This window comes from Amycolatopsis sp. cmx-4-54, assembly GCF_046548895.1.
GTDB lineage: Bacteria > Actinomycetota > Actinomycetes > Mycobacteriales > Pseudonocardiaceae > Amycolatopsis.
This window is the reverse complement of the sequence record NZ_JAEBEJ010000007.1, coordinates 133,923-151,797: the sequence shown is the minus strand read 5'-3', so window position 1 is coordinate 151,797 and position 17,875 is coordinate 133,923. Positions and strand designations below refer to the sequence as shown.

At 69.5% G+C, this 17,875-nt stretch carries 16 protein-coding genes; 6 read left to right on the top strand and 10 right to left on the bottom strand.

What is annotated here, in order from left to right; genetic code table 11:
* Positions 1–269: 269 nt before the first annotated feature.
* Together ACLJQ7_RS24050 and ACLJQ7_RS24045 are read right to left on the bottom strand one after the other, a co-directional pair.
* Complete coding sequence (locus ACLJQ7_RS24050; protein WP_410650427.1) at positions 270–1,295, bottom strand: LLM class F420-dependent oxidoreductase; 1,026 nt, start codon at positions 1,293–1,295, stop codon at positions 270–272.
* A 12-nt stretch (positions 1,296–1,307) separates the two neighbouring features.
* Entirely contained in the window at positions 1,308–2,228 is a 921-nt protein-coding gene (locus ACLJQ7_RS24045) for an oxygenase MpaB family protein (protein WP_410650426.1), read from the bottom strand.
* Positions 2,229–2,318: 90 nt separating this feature from the next.
* Between ACLJQ7_RS24045 and ACLJQ7_RS24040 the strand changes: the two genes are divergently transcribed.
* Positions 2,319–2,954, top strand: a complete 636-nt coding sequence (locus ACLJQ7_RS24040) for a TetR/AcrR family transcriptional regulator (RefSeq protein WP_410650425.1) — start codon at positions 2,319–2,321, stop codon at positions 2,952–2,954.
* Between the two features lie 58 nt (positions 2,955–3,012).
* On the opposite strand, the gene dmpG is transcribed toward ACLJQ7_RS24040, so the two are convergent.
* On the bottom strand, positions 3,013–4,047 hold the full coding sequence (gene dmpG, locus ACLJQ7_RS24035) for a 4-hydroxy-2-oxovalerate aldolase (RefSeq protein WP_410650424.1): 1,035 nt from the start codon (positions 4,045–4,047) through the stop codon (positions 3,013–3,015).
* Positions 4,044–4,946, bottom strand: a complete 903-nt coding sequence (locus ACLJQ7_RS24030) for an acetaldehyde dehydrogenase (acetylating) (protein WP_410650423.1) — start codon at positions 4,944–4,946, stop codon at positions 4,044–4,046. The genes dmpG and ACLJQ7_RS24030 overlap by 4 nt, the downstream gene beginning before the upstream one ends.
* Positions 4,947–4,987: 41 nt before the next feature.
* Here ACLJQ7_RS24030 and ACLJQ7_RS24025 point away from each other — a divergent pair, with 41 nt between their 5' ends.
* The gene (locus tag ACLJQ7_RS24025) at positions 4,988–5,755 is read left to right on the top strand and encodes an IclR family transcriptional regulator (protein WP_007029414.1); all 768 of its coding nucleotides are present in this window, start codon (positions 4,988–4,990) and stop codon (positions 5,753–5,755) included.
* Positions 5,756–5,760: 5 nt separating this feature from the next.
* Here ACLJQ7_RS24025 and ACLJQ7_RS24020 read toward each other — a convergent pair whose 3' ends face one another.
* The 3 genes from ACLJQ7_RS24020 to ACLJQ7_RS24010 all read right to left on the bottom strand — a co-directional run bounded on the left by ACLJQ7_RS24020 (position 5,761) and on the right by ACLJQ7_RS24010 (position 8,531).
* Positions 5,761–6,864, bottom strand: a complete 1,104-nt coding sequence (locus ACLJQ7_RS24020; RefSeq protein WP_410650668.1) for an LLM class flavin-dependent oxidoreductase — start codon at positions 6,862–6,864, stop codon at positions 5,761–5,763.
* Between the two features lie 414 nt (positions 6,865–7,278).
* Positions 7,279–7,989 carry an MBL fold metallo-hydrolase gene (locus ACLJQ7_RS24015; protein ID WP_410650422.1) on the bottom strand — a complete coding sequence of 237 codons (711 nt, stop codon included), beginning with the start codon at positions 7,987–7,989 and terminating at the stop codon, positions 7,279–7,281.
* A 17-nt stretch (positions 7,990–8,006) separates the two neighbouring features.
* The gene (locus ACLJQ7_RS24010; RefSeq protein WP_410650421.1) at positions 8,007–8,531 is read right to left on the bottom strand and encodes a DinB family protein; all 525 of its coding nucleotides are present in this window, start codon (positions 8,529–8,531) and stop codon (positions 8,007–8,009) included.
* Positions 8,532–8,687: 156 nt separating this feature from the next.
* Here ACLJQ7_RS24010 and ACLJQ7_RS24005 point away from each other — a divergent pair, with 156 nt between their 5' ends.
* The gene (locus tag ACLJQ7_RS24005; protein WP_410650420.1) at positions 8,688–9,539 is read left to right on the top strand and encodes a hypothetical protein; all 852 of its coding nucleotides are present in this window, start codon (positions 8,688–8,690) and stop codon (positions 9,537–9,539) included.
* Here ACLJQ7_RS24005 and ACLJQ7_RS24000 read toward each other — a convergent pair.
* Entirely contained in the window at positions 9,520–10,557 is a 1,038-nt protein-coding gene (locus ACLJQ7_RS24000; RefSeq protein WP_410650419.1) for a FecCD family ABC transporter permease, read from the bottom strand. The genes ACLJQ7_RS24005 and ACLJQ7_RS24000 overlap by 20 nt on opposite strands.
* A 23-nt stretch (positions 10,558–10,580) precedes the next feature.
* The gene (locus ACLJQ7_RS23995; RefSeq protein ID WP_410650418.1) at positions 10,581–11,624 is read right to left on the bottom strand and encodes a FecCD family ABC transporter permease; all 1,044 of its coding nucleotides are present in this window, start codon (positions 11,622–11,624) and stop codon (positions 10,581–10,583) included.
* A gap of 276 nt (positions 11,625–11,900) precedes the next feature.
* Between ACLJQ7_RS23995 and ACLJQ7_RS23990 the strand changes: the two genes are divergently transcribed.
* The 3 genes from ACLJQ7_RS23990 (at position 11,901) to ACLJQ7_RS23980 (ending at position 16,539) form a co-directional block, all read left to right on the top strand.
* Positions 11,901–13,586: an ABC transporter ATP-binding protein gene (locus tag ACLJQ7_RS23990; RefSeq protein WP_410650417.1), complete on the top strand. Its 1,686-nt coding sequence runs from the start codon at positions 11,901–11,903 to the stop codon at positions 13,584–13,586.
* The gene (locus ACLJQ7_RS23985; RefSeq protein ID WP_410650416.1) at positions 13,583–15,340 is read left to right on the top strand and encodes an ABC transporter ATP-binding protein; all 1,758 of its coding nucleotides are present in this window, start codon (positions 13,583–13,585) and stop codon (positions 15,338–15,340) included. Before ACLJQ7_RS23990 ends, ACLJQ7_RS23985 begins: the two co-directional genes overlap by 4 nt.
* A 113-nt stretch (positions 15,341–15,453) precedes the next feature.
* The gene (locus ACLJQ7_RS23980; protein ID WP_410650415.1) at positions 15,454–16,539 is read left to right on the top strand and encodes an iron-siderophore ABC transporter substrate-binding protein; all 1,086 of its coding nucleotides are present in this window, start codon (positions 15,454–15,456) and stop codon (positions 16,537–16,539) included.
* A 186-nt stretch (positions 16,540–16,725) separates the two neighbouring features.
* On the opposite strand, the gene ACLJQ7_RS23975 is transcribed toward ACLJQ7_RS23980, so the two are convergent.
* Positions 16,726–17,763 (bottom strand): metallophosphoesterase family protein, encoded by a 1,038-nt coding sequence (locus ACLJQ7_RS23975; RefSeq protein WP_410650414.1) that lies wholly within the window; start codon positions 17,761–17,763, stop codon positions 16,726–16,728.
* Between the last annotated feature and the right edge of the window lie 112 nt (positions 17,764–17,875).

Below are 17,875 nucleotides of genomic sequence, written 5' to 3'. Positions count from 1 at the left end.
CTCCCGGCCACGAACATGAACCGACTTCATGTTCGTGGCCGGGACGCTACGTGATGGGCCTCACTGTCGCAACCCACGAACGGCGCGGAACTGACGGGGAGCTTTGCCCCGCGTCTGATGCGGGGAAAGCGCCCTTCGGCAGCCGCCGAGGCGTGGTCGACCGCGAAGGCGGCGTTGCGAAAGCCACTTTCGCAACGTTGAAGGTTGCGAAAGTGGCTTTCGCAACCCTTCAACGGCGCCCTCGTTCTCAATGCTGAAGGCGAGTCCGCCTACGAAAGCACCTCCGCGACCTTCGTGAGCGTCGCGGCATCGCCCCGCAGCAGCAACGTGGTCACCACGGTCTCGTCCCACGCGGCGAGTTCGTCACGGATCTTTTCCGCCGGCCCGATCAGCGAGGTGTCCTCGACCAGCGACGTCGGGATCGCGGCGGTCGCCTCGTCCTTGCGGCCGGCCAGATACAGCTCCTGCACCCTGTCGGCCACGTCCTCGTACCCCATCCGGGCGAAGACGTCGTGGTGGAAGTTGACCGATTTCGCGCCCATGCCACCGATGTACAGCGCGAGCGACGGTTTGATCCAGCTCGCCGCCTCCTCGACGTCGTCGTGGACGAGCACCGGCACGGACGCGGCGACCTCGAAATCGTCGAAACCGTGCCGGGCGCTGGGACGCGAGAAGCCCTCCTGCAGCGCCGACCGGTAGAAGGCGTCGCTCTTGGGCGAGAAGAACAGCGGAAGCCAGCCGTCGCAGATCTCCGCCGACAGCGCCACGTTCTTCGGCCCCTCGGCGGCGAGGAAGATCGGGATCTCCTCGCGGAACGGGTGCACTGTGGACTTGAGCGGTTTGCCGAGCCCGGTCCCGCCTCGCAGGGGCAACTGGAAGTGCTGCCCGTCGTGGGTCACCGGCGCCTCGCGCGCGACGACCTTGCGCACGATCTCGACGTACTCGCGGGTGCGGGCGAGCGGCTTCGGATAGGGCTGCCCGTACCAGCCTTCGACCACCTGAGGCCCCGACGCGCCGAGCCCGAGCACGAACCGGCCGCCGGACAGGTGGTCCAGCGTCAGCGCGTGCATGGCCGTCGCGGTCGGGGTGCGCGCCGACATCTGGACGATGTTGGTGCCGAGCTTGATCCGGCTGGTCGACGCGCCCCACCAGGCGAGCGGGGTGAACGCGTCCGAGCCGTAACCCTCGGCGGTCCACACGGAATCGAAGCCGAGTTCTTCGGCGCGCAAGACCGCGTCCAGCGCGCCCTCCGGCGGGCCGGACGACCAGTAACCGAGGTGGTAACCCAGCTTCATCGAGGCTCCTAGTCAGACGTTCGGTGAGTAGTGCTCGGGTTTGCCCCGCTCCGGAAGCGGTGGAAGGTTCCGCGCGGGAGTCTCGACCAACGGCGCGTCCGGGGCCAGTTCGCCACGCTCCCGTCGCCAGCCGGCCCTGGCTCGCGGGTGGTAGCGGCGGTCTCGCGGGACCAGCTTGAACGCCGCGTTGATCAGTTTCCCCGCCCGGCGATGGCGTCGCTCGTCGCGTTCGGTCCAGGTATAGCCGAGCCGCTCGCGGATCGGCGGGTCGTACAGGCCGACCGTCAGCCAGACGAAGTGCCGCGCCACGTGCCCGCGGACGAGGTTCCACGCGAATTCCGGCAGCCAGGGCAGGAAATGCGGTTTGGCGATGCCCTGGATCTCGAGCACGTCGCGCGTGGCCTTGTTGTCCTCCAGCACGTCCTCGCACATGCGCTTCCAGTACAGCTGGAAGTCCTCCCACGACTCCGGCACCGGGCGCATGCTCATGCCGTACATCTCGTACCACTGGACGTGCTCGTCGAACAGCTTCCGCTTCTCGGCCTCGCCGATCCCGCCGCAGAAGTTGTCGGCGATGAGGATCGCGCTGACGAAGAACGTCGAATGCGCCCAATAGAACGTGTCCGGGTTGAGCGCGTGATAACGCCGCCCGTGTTTGTCGACGCCCTTGATCCGATCGTGGTAGCCGCGCACCTCCAACGCGGTCTGCCGGGCCCGCGGACCGTCGTAGATCACTCCCCCGATCGGGTACAGCGAGCGGAACAGCCGCTGCCAGCGCTCCTCGAAGAACCGCGAGTGCTCCTCGACGCCCGCGCCCAGCTCGGGATGCATGTTCTGCATGGATCCGGCCCAGAGCGCGATGAGCAGCCCACGCCAGTCGCCGAAGTACTTCCAGGTCAGCGAATCCGGTCCGAGCGGCCGCGGTTGTGTCATCCCCGGTCTCCTCACTGAGCTGGTTAAACTGACCACAACTGTTGTCAGGTTAAGGTTGACAACAGCCGTAGTCAACAAGAGGAGCCGATCATGGCCGGCCGCAGCTGGGCAGGCACGACCCTGGACGACCGCAAGGCCGCGCGGCGGGGGCAACTCGTCGACGCGGGCCTCGACCTGCTCGGGACCCAGGGCAGCGCGGGGGTGAGCGTCCGCGCGGTGTGCCGTCACGCCAAGCTCACGGAGCGGTATTTCTACGAGAGCTTCGCCGACCGCGAGGAACTCGTCGTCGCGGTCTACGAGCACATCGGCGAACAGGCACGGCAGGCCTTGGTCGACGCGGTCAGCGACACGGCCGAACCCGCCGAACGGGCGAAGGCCGCGGTCCGTGCCTTCGTCGAGTTGATGCTCGACGATCCGCGCAAGGGCCGCGTGCTCCTGCTCGCGCCGATCACCGATCCCGCGCTGACCACCCGCGGGATCGCGCTCCTCCCCTCGTTCGCCGAGCTGGTCAGCGGGCAGTTGTCCCACGGCGACGCGGCCGAGCGGCAGATGACGTCGATCGGGCTGGTCGGCGCGCTGAGCAACGTGTTCATCGCCTACCTCGACGGCTCGCTCAAGGTGAGCCGCGAGCGCCTGATCGACCACTGCGTCCGCCTCGTACTCGGCGCCGACCGCGAACCCGGCGGCGGAGCTGAGATGCCTCCACGAAAGCGGCCCAACGCGTGAACCCGCCCCTAGCACGGTGGCAGGGCGCCTTGCCCGCCCGACGTTCACCTTCGGACACTCAGCCCTGACCGCGTTCGGCGACCAGCTGCAGGGCGATGTCGATGATCATGTCCTCCTGTCCGCCCACGTATTTCGCGGCGCCGACGCGATACAGGATTTCGTGTGCCGGGACGTCGTACCGCTCGGCGGCGCGCTCCGCGTGCAGGAGGAAACTCGAGTACACCCCGGCGAAGCCCTGCACGATCGACGACCGGTCCATCACCGGCAGCCGCGTGATGTAGGGCTTCACGACGTTTTCGGCCGCGTCCATGAGCACGTCCTTGTCGACGCCCGTGCGGATCCCGAGCCGCTCGAACGTCGCCGCGAGAACCTCGGTCGGCGAGTTGCCCGCGCCCGCGCCGAGCGCCACGAGCGAACCGTCGATCTGCCGGGCGCCCGCCCGGTAGGCGAGCACCGAGTTCGCGACACCGAAGCTCAGGTTCTGGTGTCCGTGGTACCCGACCTGCGCCTCATCGCCGAATTCCGCCACCAGCGCGGCGACGCGTTCACCGGCGTCCTCCAGGATCAGCGCACCGGCGGAATCGACGACGTACACGCATTGGCAGCCGGCGTCGACCATGATCCGGCCCTGTTTCGCCAGTGCCTCGGGCGTGGACATATGGGACAGCATCAGGAAACCGACCGTCTCCAGCCCGAGCTCCCTTGCCGCGCCGAAATGCTGGACGGACACGTCGGCCTCGGTGCAATGGGTCGCGATCCGGACCGCGCCCGCGCCGAGGTCGGCCGCCACGCGCAGGTCGCCGACCGTGCCGAGGCCCGGCAGCAGCAGTACCGCGATCTTCGCGTGCCGCGCCTCGCCGACCGCCGCCTCGATCAGCTTCCGTTCGTCCACAAGGGAAAAACCGTAGTTGAACGTCGAGCCGCCGAGACCGTCGCCGTGGCTGACCTCGATCAACGAGACCCCGGCGTCGTCCAGTGCCCGGACGGTGTCGCGCACGTTCTTCTCGGTGAACTGATGCGCCATCGCGTGACTGCCGTCGCGCAGGCTCGTGTCGACGATCCGGACCTCACGGCTCACGTCGTCCCAGCTCATGCCGCCACCTCCTGAGTGGCCAGCAGATCGCCGACGCGGGCGGCCGCGGCCGTCATGATGTCCAGGTTCCCGGCGTATTTCGGCAGGAAGTCCCCGTTCCCGGCGACCTCCAGGAACACCGCGACTCGTGCTTGTCCGCTCCACCCCGGCCGGGGTGGGTCGTATTGCGGGTCCGCTTTGAGCGTGTAACCCGGCACGTAACCCTGGACCGTTTCGACCATCCGGTGGATGGATTCGCTCACCGCGTCGAAGTCCGCGTCCGGGTCGATCGCGCAGAACACCGTGTCGCGCATGATCATCGGCGGTTCGACCGGATTGATGATGATGATCGCCTTGCCGCGGCGCGCTCCCCCGACGAGTTCGATCCCGCGCGCCGTCGTCGCGGTGAACTCGTCGATGTTCGCCCGGGTACCCGGCCCGGCCGAGCGAGACGAGACCGACGCGACGATCTCCGCGTAGGGCACCGGGGTCACCCGCGACACCGCGTGCACGATCGGGATCGTGGCCTGGCCGCCGCAGGTGATCAAGTTGACGTTCGGCACGTCCAGCCGTTCCGGCAGCCCCACGGCGGGGCAGGTGAACGGGCCGACCGCGGCCGGGGTCAGATCGATCGCGCGGATCCCGGCGGTCGCGTACCGCGGCGCGTTCGCCAGATGTGCCTTCGCCGAGGTCGCTTCGAAGACCAGGTCCGGCAGATCGTCACGCGACAGCAGCCAGTCGACGCCGCCGGCGGAGGTCTCCAGTCCCAGTTCCGCGGCCTTGGCCAGCCCGTCCGAGTCCGGGTCCACGCCGACCATGTACCGCACCTCGACGTGCTCGCTGCGCCTCAGCTTCGCGAGCAGGTCGGTGCCGATGTTCCCGGGACCGACGATCGCGGCCACCGCTTTCCGTTGCGCCATGTCAGGTGACGCTCCCCGAGCGGGTAGGGCACACTCAACCCATGCGTGCCGCTGGGCGGAACGACGACCCGGAACGAACCGGAGCGGACGGCCTCGTCGCCGCCCGGATCTCCGCGCTGCTCTCGGCCTTCCGCCCCGGCGACGACGCGCTCGGCGTCTCCGAGCTGGCCCGGCGGACCGGCCTGGCGAAGTCCACCGTCCACCGGCTCACCGGGCATCTGGTCGCGACCGGCCTGCTCGAACGCGAGGGCGCGGCGTTGCGGCTCGGGCTGAAACTGTTCGAGATCGGCCAGCTGGCGGTACGGCGCCGGGGACTCGTCGAGGCGGCGCGGCCGTATCTGGCCGATCTCCGCGAAGCGACCCGCAACACCGTGCACCTGGCGGTTCTGGAAGGCACCGAGGTCGTCTACCTCGACATCCTGCGGGGCCCCGACGCGCCGTCCTTGCCGTCCCGGATCGGCGGCCGTTTTCCCGCGCACGCCACCGGTGTCGGCAAGGCGATCCTCGCGTTCTCGCCGGAATCCGTGGTGACGCAAGTGATCGACGCCGGGTTGCCCCGCGTCAGCGTGCGGACGATCACCGCCGCGGGCCTGCTGCGCCGTCAGCTGGCCAAGATCCACGGAGAGGGAATCGCGTTCGAACGGGAGGAATCCGGCGTCGGTGTCGTCTGCGCGGCGAGCCCGCTGCTCGACGCGCAAGGTGTCGCGGTGGCGGCGTTGTCGATCTCCGGCTGGGCGAATCGCATGCACACCAACCGGGTCGCGCCCGCCGTGCGGACCGCGGCCTTGGCTCTTTCCCGCACTCTGTAGGGGTTTTACGCGACCAGCCCGCGCCGGACCAGCTCCGGGCGCACACCCTCACCGAACCAGTACGCCTCCTCCGGATGCGGGTACCCGGAGAGGACGAACTCCTCGATGCCGTGCGCGTGATATTCCTCGATGAGGTCGGCCACCTCCTGGTGACTGCCGACGAGCGCCGTGCCCGCGCCACCGCGCACGAGGCCGATCCCGGCCCAGAGATTGGGGTACACCTCCAAACCGCGGACGCCGCCGCCGGTCTTCCCGCCGTGCAGGGCGGCCATCCGCTGCTGACCCACGGATTCACTGGCGGACAACTGTTTCTGGGTGTGGGCGATCCGCTCCGGGTCGATCGCGTCCAGCAGTTTGGCCGCCTCCGCCCAGGCTTCAGCCGACGTGTCACGCGAGAGGGTGTGCAGCCGGATCCCGAAGCGGAGCTTCCGTCCCTGCTCCTCCGCGAGCTCGCGGACCTTGGCGATCTTCTCGGCGACCTGCGCGGGCGGCTCGCCCCACGTGAGGTAGACGTCGGCGTGCTTCGCCGCGATCGGGAGCGCGGCCGCGGACGAACCACCGAAGTAGATCGGCGGTACCGGATCCGGTGCCGCGCGCGTGGTCGCGCCCTCGACCTTGAGGTGCTCGCCGTCGAAGTCGAACGGCTTGCCGCTCCACACCCCGCGCACGATCTCGAGGAACTCGCCGGTGCGGGCGTACCGCTGGTCGTGATCGTGCCAGTCGCCGAACCGGCGCTGCTCGACCGCGTCGCCACCGGTGACGACGTTGAGCAGCACACGCCCCCGCGAGATCCGCTGGAACGTCCCGGCCATCTGCGCGGCCAGCGTCGGCGAGATCGTCCCTGGCCGGAACGCGACCAGGAACTTGAGGGTTCTCGTCTCGCGGATCAGCGCGGCCGTCGTCAGCCACGCGTCCTCGCACCAGGTCCCGGTCGGCGTCAGCACGCCTTCGAAACCGTTGGCCTCGGCGGCGCGGGCGACCTGGGCGAGGTAGTCGAGGCTCGGCTCGCGGGCGGCGGACGCCCCGGCCGCGCGGCTGGCGTGGAAGTGCTCCACGATCGTCCGGCCGTCGCCGGTGGTGGGCAGGAACCAATGCAGCTTGAGCGTCACGGTTCCGAGCTTCGGCGCCCGCACCGGGCTGGTCAATCAGCGAGCCTCGCGTCCCGCGATCTGGACGCGTTTAGTCCTCTGAATGCGGATACGGGGCGCGGTGGGAAGGGCGTGTCGCGACACGCTGATCGAGAGCTCAGGCGAGCGGACGACGCTAAGCCCTTCCCCGCATTTATTGAGGGAGTGTCAAATATGGCGTGGCGGTCTCCCTGATCACGGTCGCGGCTGGCCGTGAAGGCCTCCTTCACTACCCTGACGGAAGGGAAGGGCCCTTCACTACCCGCCGATGCGATCCCTGGTGACGTCGCGTCCCGCTCTGATGTCCGTGAAGGCCTCCTTGAGGGACCCAGAGTCCCTCAAGGAGGCCTTCACGGACATGAGGACGACACGACGCGTTTAGTCCTCTGAATGCGGTCAGCCGCCGAACATCAGCCGCCATTCGTCCAGCGACTTCGGCCGGAACACGAAGTTCGTGTCCTTCACCCGCGACAGGTTCGCCGACGGCTCCGCCGAGTACTGGTGACCCGGATAGACGACCGGATCGCCGTCCAGCCCGGCCAGCCACTGCAGGCTCCGGTAGATCGCTTCCGCGTCACCGCCGGGGAAATCGGTCCGGCCGCAGCCTTCGAGGAACAGCGTGTCGCCGGAGACGAGCTTCCCGTCGATCAGGAAGCACTGGCTGCCCGGAGTGTGCCCTGGCGTGTGCAGCAGCCGGATCGGCACCGCACCGACCTCGACGACGTCGTCGTGTTCGTGCGCACGCAGATCGGTTCCGGAGACACCGGTGATCCGGCGGACCCACTCGGCCTCCGCGCCGTTGACGTGGATCGGCACCTGGACGCGTTCCAGCAGTTCCGCGATCCCCGGCAGCGAGAAGCCCATCATCTCGCCGCCGACGTGGTCGGGGTGGTGATGCGTGGCGAGGACACCGGTCAGCCGCATTCCGTCGGCTTCCAGCAGGTCGAGCAGATCGCCGACGGCGTACGCCGGGTCGACGACGATGGCCTCGTTCGTCTCCCGGTCGCCGATCAGATAGGCGAAGTTGACCATCTGCGTCGCGACGGGATCCCCCACCGCGAAGTCACGGCCCGCGAGCAATTGCCGGAAGTACAGCCTGTCAGCCATGCGGACACCTTACGGCGCTACTCCCCCGTGGTTCCGTCGGCCAGCTCCCGCAGGATGTCCAGATGCCCGACGTGCCGGGCGGTCTCCTGGACGACGTGCGCGAGCACCCAGCGGACGGTGAACTTCCCCGACCTGCGCGCGCGCTCGTCCGGCGAGACCCCGGCCAGCGACGACTCCGCCAAGGTCCACTCGGCGCGGTACGCCTCCACGACCGAACGCGGGTCGTCGTCCTCGGTCAGGTCCCAGCTCGGATCCGGGGAGCCTTCCCACAGCGAAGGCAGGTCGGCGCCGCCCGCTTCGATCGAGAGCCACCAGCGCTCGACGGCGGTCAGATGCTTGAGCAGCCCCAGCGCGCTCAGCCGCGGGGACGACGGCAGCGGTGTCGCGACCGCCTGTTCCCTGGTCAGCCCGGCGACCTTGTTCACCGCCGTCGCGCGGAGGAAACGCAGGAAGTCCCACTGGAGCCCGGCTTCGTCCTCGGCGATTCCGTCGGGCCAGGCGCGCTCCACCGGCTCGACCGCACTCGAACTCGTGTTCGACATGCCAGTCACCCTACACATACGTCGAACTCGCGTGATCGAAGGCGTAACTCGCGTGATCGAAGGCGTAACTCGTGAGTTACGCGCGCAATCACGTGAGTTACGCGCCCGATCACGTGAGATCTCCGTGTGGGCACCGCAGGGCTAGGCTCGTGATTCATGTGGTGGGGTCTGGTTTGCGCGTTCTTCGCGGCCTGTGCGTACGGCGTCGCTTCGGTGATGCAGGCGATCGCCGCGAAAGCGACGTCGGGCGCGGAAGATCGCGTCGATCCCCGCCTGCTCGTGCGGGTGCTGCGGCAGTGGAAGTTCGTCGCGGGTCTCGCGCTCGACGTCATCGGGTTCGTCGCCCAGGTCGCCGCGCTGCGGGTGCTGCCGCTGTTCGTGGTCCAGGCGGCGCTGGCGGGAAGCCTCGCCGTGACGGCGGTGGCCGCGCGGACGCTCGGGGTCCGGCTGGGCCGTCGCGAGTGGACGGCGATCGCGGTCGTCTGCGCCGGGCTCGGGTTGCTCGGGATGTCGGCGGAGAGCGAGGGCTCGGCGTCGACCGGGCTGGGTTTCCGGCTCGTGCTGATCGGCGCGGTCGTGGTACTCGGCACGGCCGGGATGTTCGCCGGGCGCGCGTCGCGCCGGATCCGGACGCCGGCGCTGGGCCTGATCGCCGGCCTGTGCTTCGGCGTGGTCGCCCTCTCCGGGCGCGCGCTCACCAGCCTCGCCCCGCTGGATCTGCTGACCGACCCGGCCACGTACACGCTGGGTGTGGCGGGTGCGCTGGCGATGCTGTTCTACGCCACCGCGTTGCAACGCGGCAGTGTCACGACTTCGACCGCGATGATGGTGATCGGCGAGACCGTCTTCCCGTCCCTGATCGGGGTGCTCGTACTGGGCGACACCACGCGACCCGGGTTCGCGGCCGTGGCGGCGGTCGGGTTCGTGTTCGCGGTTTCGGCGGCGCTCGCGCTGGCCCGCTTCGGCGAGCCCGCGCCGATCGAACCGGTCAACGCGCAGCTCGGCTGACCCCGCGCCGGGACACCAGCAGCCAAGCCAGGTACAACCCGCCAATTGCCCCGGTGACGAGGCCGACGGGCAGGCCCGCCAAGAACTGCTGGGTGATCAGATCGCTGGTCACCAGCAGGAGCATGCCCATCAGCGCGGCCGCGGCGAGCCCGGGCCCCGAAGACCGCGTGAGCCGCTTCGCCAGCTGAGGCGCGGCGAGCGCCAGGAACGCGATCGGGCCGGCGGCCGCCGTCGCGATCGAGCACAGCCCGACGCTGACCCCGAGGAGCACGACCCGGCTCCGCTGCACCGGCACGCCGAGCCCCTTGGCCGAGTCGTCCCCCATCTCCAGCAGGGAAAGCCTTCGGCCGTAGACCAAGGCGGGCGGGAGCAGGGCGACGATGGCAATGGCGACCGGGACGACGTGCTCCCAGCCGCGCCCGTTGAGCCCACCGACCAGCCATGCCTGCGCCGCCAGGCCGTCCTGCCAAGACGCCCTGGTGATCAGGTAGGAGTTGAACGCGAGCAGCATCGCGTTCACGCCGATACCGACGAGGATCAGCCGGAACGTGTGCACGCCGCCTTTCAACGCGAGCAACGCGATCAAGCCCGCGGTCACGACGCCGCCGACCAGCGCGCCCAGCGAAACCTGGAGCATGCCGCCGTGCACCACGATGATCGTCAGCAGCGCCCCGGCGGCCGCGCCTTCGGTGAAGCCGATGAAGTCCGGGCTGCCCAAGGGATTCCCGGACAGGCTCTGCAGGATCGCGCCGCTGACCGCGAGCGCGCCGCCGACCAGCAGCGCGGTCAGCAGCCGGGGCAGCCGCAGGGTGGTCACGATGAACTCGGTGCTCCGGTCGCCGAAACCGAACAGCGTCTGTATGACCTCGCCGACGGACAACGGGTAGTCGCCGGTGGTCATGCTGATCGCGCCGAGGAAGAACACGGCGATGGCCAGCAACGCGACGACGATCGCGGCCCGCGGGGTGACGCGAAGGGAAAGTCCGCCGCCCGGGGTGCGCAGGACGCGGGTGCTCATCCGTGGGTACTCCTTGATCGCGGTCACAGCCGGGCCAGCTTCCTGCGGCGGCAGAGCGCGATGAACACCGGCGCGCCGAGAAACGCGACGACGATGCCCGCCTGCAGTTCCTCCGGCGGGTTCAGCACGCGGCCGACGACGTCGGCACCGATCAGCGCGATCGGCGCGAGCAGCATCGAATACGGCAGGACCCAGCGCTGATCCGGGCCGACCAGCATGCGCGCGGCGTGCGGCACGGCTAGCCCGAGGAACAGGACCGGCCCGATCGCCGCGGTACCCGCGCCGCAGAGCAGGGTCACCACGATCGCGCCCAGCACCCGGGTGCGGCCGATGTGGGCGCCGAGCGCCTTGCCGGTCTGGTCGCCGAGCGCGAGGACGTTGAGGGGCCGGGCCAGCAGCAGCGCGATGACCGCGCCGACCGCCACGAACGGCGAGATCTGCCAGAACACGTCCCATTTGCGGCCGCTGAGCGAACCGACATTCCAGAAGCGGAACTGGTTGAACGTCTCGGGCATCAGCAGCAGGATCCCCACGATGTAGGCCTGGAGCACGGCCATGACGGCCGAACCGGCGAGCACGAGCCGATCCGGTGTGGCGCTGCGGCCCGCGGAGCCGAGGACGTACACCACGACCGAGGCGATCGCCGCCCCGGCGAAGGCGAACCAGATGTAGCCGAGCACGCCCGTGACCCCGACGAACGCGATCCCCGACACGACCGCGGCCGAGGCACCGGTGTTGACCCCGAGCAGGCCTGGGTCGGCGAGCGGGTTGCGGGTGAGCGCCTGCATCACCGCGCCCGCCAGGCCGAGCGCCACGCCGACGACCACACCGAGCAGGGTCCGCGGGATACGGAGGTCGTGGATGATCACCGCCTCGGTCGAGCCGTCGTTGTGCCACAGCACCGACCAGGTGGAGGTGAACGGGATGCTCTTCGACCCCACCCAGATACTGAGCAGGAACACCAGCGCCAGCAGGGCGAGCCCGACCACCAGACCGCCGGCGCGGAACGTCCGTGCCGCCGCGCTGGGCGGGGACGCCGCGACGGGTGGGCGTTCGGTGACGACCACGGAACCTCCTTCGAGTGAGCCTGTTGCCGGAGCGCGGCTCTGCCTCACGAAGTGACCGAACACGTGAACCCGCCACGGCCGACGGCTCCGCTATCGCGGTGGCAGGGCGCCTCTGCCACCGCGGCGTGGAAGACCAGGCAGCGCCTTGCCGACGTCGATCGTGGACGCGGGTTCACCAACAGACACTGAGGCGAGGCTAACCGAACGCCGGAGTTCACCTCAACGAGCTACCTACTTAGACTAGCCTTACCTTCCCCACCACGAACGGAGGCGCCGGTGACCGCAACGGCCACCACCAGCCGGAGTGTCCTGCGGCAGGCGATTTCCGGGCAGCGACGGCAGGTCACGCTCGCGTCCGTGCTGGCAGCCGGGCACCAGGGCGGTGAAGCGCTCGTCCCGGTGATCATCGGTGTGGTGATCGATCAGGCGGTCGACGGCGGTTCGGTGGGCACGCTCGTGTTCTGGCTCGCCGTGCTCGGCGTGATTTTCGCGGGACTCTCCTACAGCTACCGGTTCGCCGCGCGCGCCGCCGAAGGGGCGTCGCTGCGCGCGGCACACGAACTCCGCATCGCGATCAGCCGCCGGGTCCTGCATCCCGGTGGTGGCGCCGACAAGGGCAAACTGGCGGGCGAGCTGGTCAACATCGGCACCAGCGACGCACAACGCGTCGGGGTGGTGAACGCGGCACTGCCGTTCGGGATCGCCGCGCTCGCCGGGGTCCTGGTCAGCGCCGTCGCTCTCCTGCGCATCTCGCTCCCGCTGGGGCTCCTCGTGCTCCTGGGCACGCCGCCGCTGCTGTATCTGGCGCATCTCATCGGCAAGCCGCTGGAGCGCCGCAGCGAAGCCGAACAGGAACGGTCCGCGCACGCCTCGGGCGTCGCCACCGACCTGGTGTCGGGCCTGCGGGTACTCAAAGGCATCGGCGCCGAACCGGCCGCGGTCGCCCGCTACCGCGACACGAGCCAGAACTCGCTCAAGGCGACCTTGCGCGCCGCGCGGGCCAAGGCGTGGCACGACGGCGCGGTGCTCGCGCTGACCGGCGTCTTCATCGCGGTCGTCGCCCTCGTCGGCGGGAACCTCGCGTCGTCGGGGTCGATCAGCGTCGGTGACCTCGTCGCCGCGGTGGGGCTGGCCCAGTTCCTGCTCACCCCGTTCCTGATCTTCTCGTGGGTCAACGGCGAACTGGCGCAGGGCCGCGCGTCGGCGTCCCGGGTCGCCGACCTGCTGACCACACCGACCGCGGTCGAAGCCGGTGATGGCGAACTCCCGTCGCCCGCCACCGGGAACGTCCGGTTCACCGAGGTCTCCTACGGCAGCCTCCGCGGCGTCGACCTCGACATCCCGGCCGGACAGCTGATCGGCGTCGTCGCCGCCGATCCGGCCGCCGCGACCGATCTGCTCGACTGTCTCGGCCGCGCGGGAGATCCGGCCGAGGGCAAGGTCCACGTCGACGGCATCGATCTGTCCACTGTGGACCCGGAACGGGTGCGGGAGGTCGTCCTGGTCGCCGCGCACGACGCGGACCTGTTCGAAGGGACGCTGGCGGAAAACGTCCACGCGGACGGCCGGTCCGCCGACGAGGCCCTGGCCGCGTCGGCCGCGGACGAGGTCGCGGCGGCCTTGCCCGACGGCACCACCACCGCGGTTACCGAACGCGGGCGTTCCCTCTCCGGCGGCCAGCGGCAGCGTGTCGCACTCGCCCGAGCGCTCGCCGCGGACGCGCCGGTGCTCGTCGTCCACGACCCGACGACGGCGGTCGACACGGTGACCGAAGCGAAGATAGCCACCGGGCTCGCCCGGCTACGACGAGGACGGACCACGATCCTGGTGACCACGAGCCCCGCCCTGCTCGCCGTGGCGGACCGCGTCGTCGTCCTTGACGGCGGCCGGATCACCGGCGAGGGCGGCCACGCCGAACTCTCCCGCGATCGCGCCGACTACCGCGCGGCGGTGCTGTCATGACCCGTGAACTCCTCCCCACCGCCGACGGCAAGCGGATCCGCGCGGTCCTCGGCGAACTGCTGCGCACCTCGAAGGCCCGCGCCGCCGGCGCGCTGGCGATGCTCGTCGGCGCGACCGCGATCGGGCTGCTCACCGCCCGGCTGCTCGGCCACATCGTCGACCTGGTCATCGAGAAGCGGCCCGCGACCGAGCTGGCCACCCCCGTGGTGGCACTGGTCCTGGTCGCCGTCTCCCAGGCCATCGCGACGGCTTTGGGTGTCTCGCTCACCGCCAAGCTCGGCGAAACACTCCTCGCGGAACTCCGCGAACGGTTCGTCGACCGAGCTCTGGGGCTGCCGCTGGAACAGGTCGAACGCGCGGGTTCCGGCGACCTCACCGCCCGCGTCACCAACGACGTCACCGTGGTCGCGAGGGCGGTCCGCGAAGCCCTGCCGGAACTCGGCCGCTCGGTGCTGACGATCGTGCTGACCCTCGGCGCGCTCGCCGTCCTCGACTGGCGGTTCCTCCTGGCGGCACTGCTCGCGACACCGATCCAGCTGCACACCGTGCGCTGGTATGTCCGCAACGCCGTGCCGTTGTACGCGAAGCAGCGGATCGCGACCGGTTCGCAGCAGCAGCAACTACTCGACACGATCGGCGGCGCGAAGACCGTCCGCGCGTTCCGGCTCGCCGACGCCCACGTGGAGCGGGTCCGGCAGCGGTCCGAGGGCGCGATGGACCTGATGCTGCGCGGTGTCCGGCTGATGACGAAGTTCTTCGCCAGGCTCAATCTTGCCGAGTTCGTCGGTCTCTCGGCCGTGCTCGCGGCCGGGTTCCTGCTGGTGGGCGCCGACGCCGTGACCGTGGGCGCGGCGACCGCCGCGGCGTTGTACTTCCACAGCCTCTTCGGTCCGATCAACAGCGCGCTGGCGCTGGTGGACGACGCGCAGGCGGCCGCCGCGAGCCTCGCCCGGCTGATCGGTGTGGCCGACCTGCCCGCGCCGCGCGAACCCGAACGGCCCGCGAAACCCGTCGACGCCTCGGTGAAGGCGGCGGGCATCTCTCATTCCTATGTGGACGGTCATCCGGTGCTGCGGGACGTCGATCTCAGCCTCTCCCCCGGCGAGCGGGTCGCGCTGGTCGGCGCGAGCGGGGCGGGCAAGACGACGCTGGCCAAGCTGATCGCCGGGATCCACACCCCGGCTTCGGGGACGATCTCCGTCGGCGGGGTCCCGCTCGACGAGCTCGGGCCCTCCGCCACGCGGCAGGCGGTCGCGCTGATCAGCCAGGAGGTGCACGTCTTCGCCGGCTCGCTGGCGGACGACCTCCGGCTCGCCCGTCCCGGCGCGTCCGACGCGGAGTTGGTGGCGGCACTGGAAAAAGTCGGCGCGCGCGGCTGGGCGGAAGCGCTGGGCGAAGGTCTCGCGACCGTGGTGGGCGAGGGCGGGCATCGGCTGACCGTCACCCAGTCCCAACAGCTGGCGCTGGCGAGGCTGGTGCTCGCCGATCCGCCGATCGCGATCCTCGACGAGGCGACCGCCGAAGCCGGGAGCGCGGGCGCAAAGACCCTCGAGGCCGCCGCGGCCGCGGCACTGGAGGGCCGCACCGGTCTCGTCGTCGCGCACCGGCTGACGCAGGCCGCGGCGTCGGACCGTGTCGTCGTGCTCGACGCGGGCGTGATCGTCGAAAGCGGGACGCACGAAGAACTCGTGGCCTCCGGCGGTCAATACGCAACGCTTTGGGCGGCCTGGTCGGACAACCGTTCACGGACGTGATCCGGGACGCGCCGTCACCGGTTGCAATCGAGCGGTCGGCGTCTTAGGTTAGCCAAACCTGATCCTCGATTAATCCGGTATTCCGCCGGACAGCCGATCACGAAGGACGGATGATGGCCCGAATCCCCACCCTCTCCGCCGTGCGCGGGCGCCTGAAGACCGCCGGCCTGCTGGCGTCCACCCTGGTGCTGGCCGCCTCGCTCACCGCGTGCGGAGGAGGCGGCGAGTCGGCCACCCCTGCCGCGCAGAACTCCGCCGGATCCGCGGTCGACGCGAACGCGTTCCCGACCACGATCGAGCACAAGTACGGCAGCACCACCGTCACGCAGGAGCCCAAACGCGTCGTCACGGTCGGCCTGACCGAGCAGGACGCGCTGCTCGCGCTCGGCGTGGTCCCGGTCGGCGTCACCGAGTGGCTCGGCAAGTTCCCCGGCACCATCGGCCCGTGGGCGACCGGCAAACTCGGCGGCGCCGCACTGCCCGAGGTCCTCAAGGACGTGGACGGGCCGCAGTACGAGAAGATCGCCGCGCTCAAGCCGGATCTGATCATCGCGCTGTACTCCGGGCTCACCAAGGAGCAGTACGACAAGCTGAGCCAGATCGGCGTCCCGGTCGTCGCCCAGCCCAAGGAGTACAACGACTACGGCATCCCGTGGAACGAGGCGACCAAGAAGGTCGGCCAGGCCGTCGGCCGCTCCACCAAGGCGAACGAACTCGTCAAGGGTGTCGAGGACAAGTTCGCCCAGGTCCGCAAGGACCACCCGGAGTTCGCGGGCAAGTCGGCCCTGATGGCGTCGACCTACGAGGGTTACTTCGTCTACGGCAGCCAGGACGGGCGCTCGCATATCCTCGAATCGCTCGGTTTCAAACTACCCGCGGATCTCGATGCCGCCATCGGGGACAAGTTCGGCAAGAGCCTCAGCGCCGAGCGGACCGACCTGCTCGACCGCGACGCGCTCGTGTGGCTCATCGACACCCCGGCCAAGGCGCAGGAGATCCTCGGCAAGGACGTGCTCTACAGCGGCCTGAAGGTGGCGAAGGAGAAGCGCGAGGTGTTCATCGAGAACGAAGGCACCTATGGCAGCGCGGTCTCCTTCGTGACCGTGCTGAGCCTGCCGTACGTGATCGACCGGATCGTCCCGCAGCTCGCCGCCGCGGTCGACGGTGACCCGAAGACCGAGGTCAAACCGGCCAACTGAACCCGTTTGCAGTGCGCGTGAAGGCCTCCTTCCCTCGGCTGAGCCGAGGGAAGGAGGCCTTCATGTAGTTCGAGGTCCCTCTGGGAGGGCATGCCTGGCCGGACGTGATGCGAAGGCCACTTTCGCAACGTTGAAGGTTGCGAAAGCCACTTTCGCAACCCTGTCTCCCCAGACGCCAGGTGCGCCTCAGTGCGGGAATCCCCAGGAGTTGTGCAGCGGAACGGTGATCTGCTTCAGCCACGTCTTGGTGGTGAAGTCCCGGGCCTTGATGACCACCGAGCCGGGCGAGACCTCGACCTGCAGCCCCTGGTTGAACGCGCCGCCGAGGGACACTTCCCCGCCCTTGCCGTCGTCCGTCCAGCCGGTCTGCACGGCAGCGGTGTTGACGACGGTGAACCCTTCGAGGTTTCCGGTACCCGGCACCACGCGGCGGACCACCCAGTCCGACAGGTTCAGATCCCAGTGCGTGTGCCCGGAGAAGAGGAACACGTCCCGGTGCCGGCCGAGGATCGACAGCAGCCTGTCGGGCTGGAGATAGTCGGACCGGTAGAGCTTGTTGTGCGTGCCGGAAACGGTGTTGGGCAACGGATGATGCGTCAGCACCATCACCGGGCTGCGCCGGTTCGCCCAGTACCGGAGGCGTTGTTCGAGCCAGGTGAACTGGCGGTCGCTCATCCAGACCTCGTCCCACAGCTTGGGGTCGTGGTACTTCGCGTACTGCTCGGTTCCGAGGCAGAGCACCGGAACACCGCCGAACGACGACTCGGAGTAGACGGTGTTGCGGCCCGCGAACCGGTAGAAGCTGCGGAAAAGGGAATCCTCGGTCGTCCCGTTGGGCCAGGTCTCCTGAGCGAGCGTGTCGGGGTCCCGCCACTTCGGGACGTAGAACTCGTGGTTGCCGATCGCCCACGCGACCTCGCGCGGATGCGGGTGCTTGTCGAAGGTCGAGCGCAGCTGCGCGTACTCGAAGTCGTAACCGCGCGGGGTGAGATCGCCCGCGATACCGAGCCCGGCACTGCCCGGGTTGATCGCGTGCAGGTCGTCGAGCGCCTTGCCGAAGTCGGTGAGGTCGCCCTGGATGTCGCTGAGGACGTTGAAGCGGACGACCGGCCCGTGCGGGCCCCACTTCCCTTGTGTCTGGGGTTGCGCTTCCGCCTGACCCGGCAGCATCGCCGCCCCTGCCGCCGCACCGCCGGCGGTCACCATGAACGCTCTTCGATCCATAACCCGAACGCTACTCACGTTTTATGGCCGGATTCGGTCGCGCTTCTGAACAACGCAAGTCCGTGAAGGCCTCCTTGAGGGACTCTGGGTCCCTCAAGGAGGCCTTCACGGA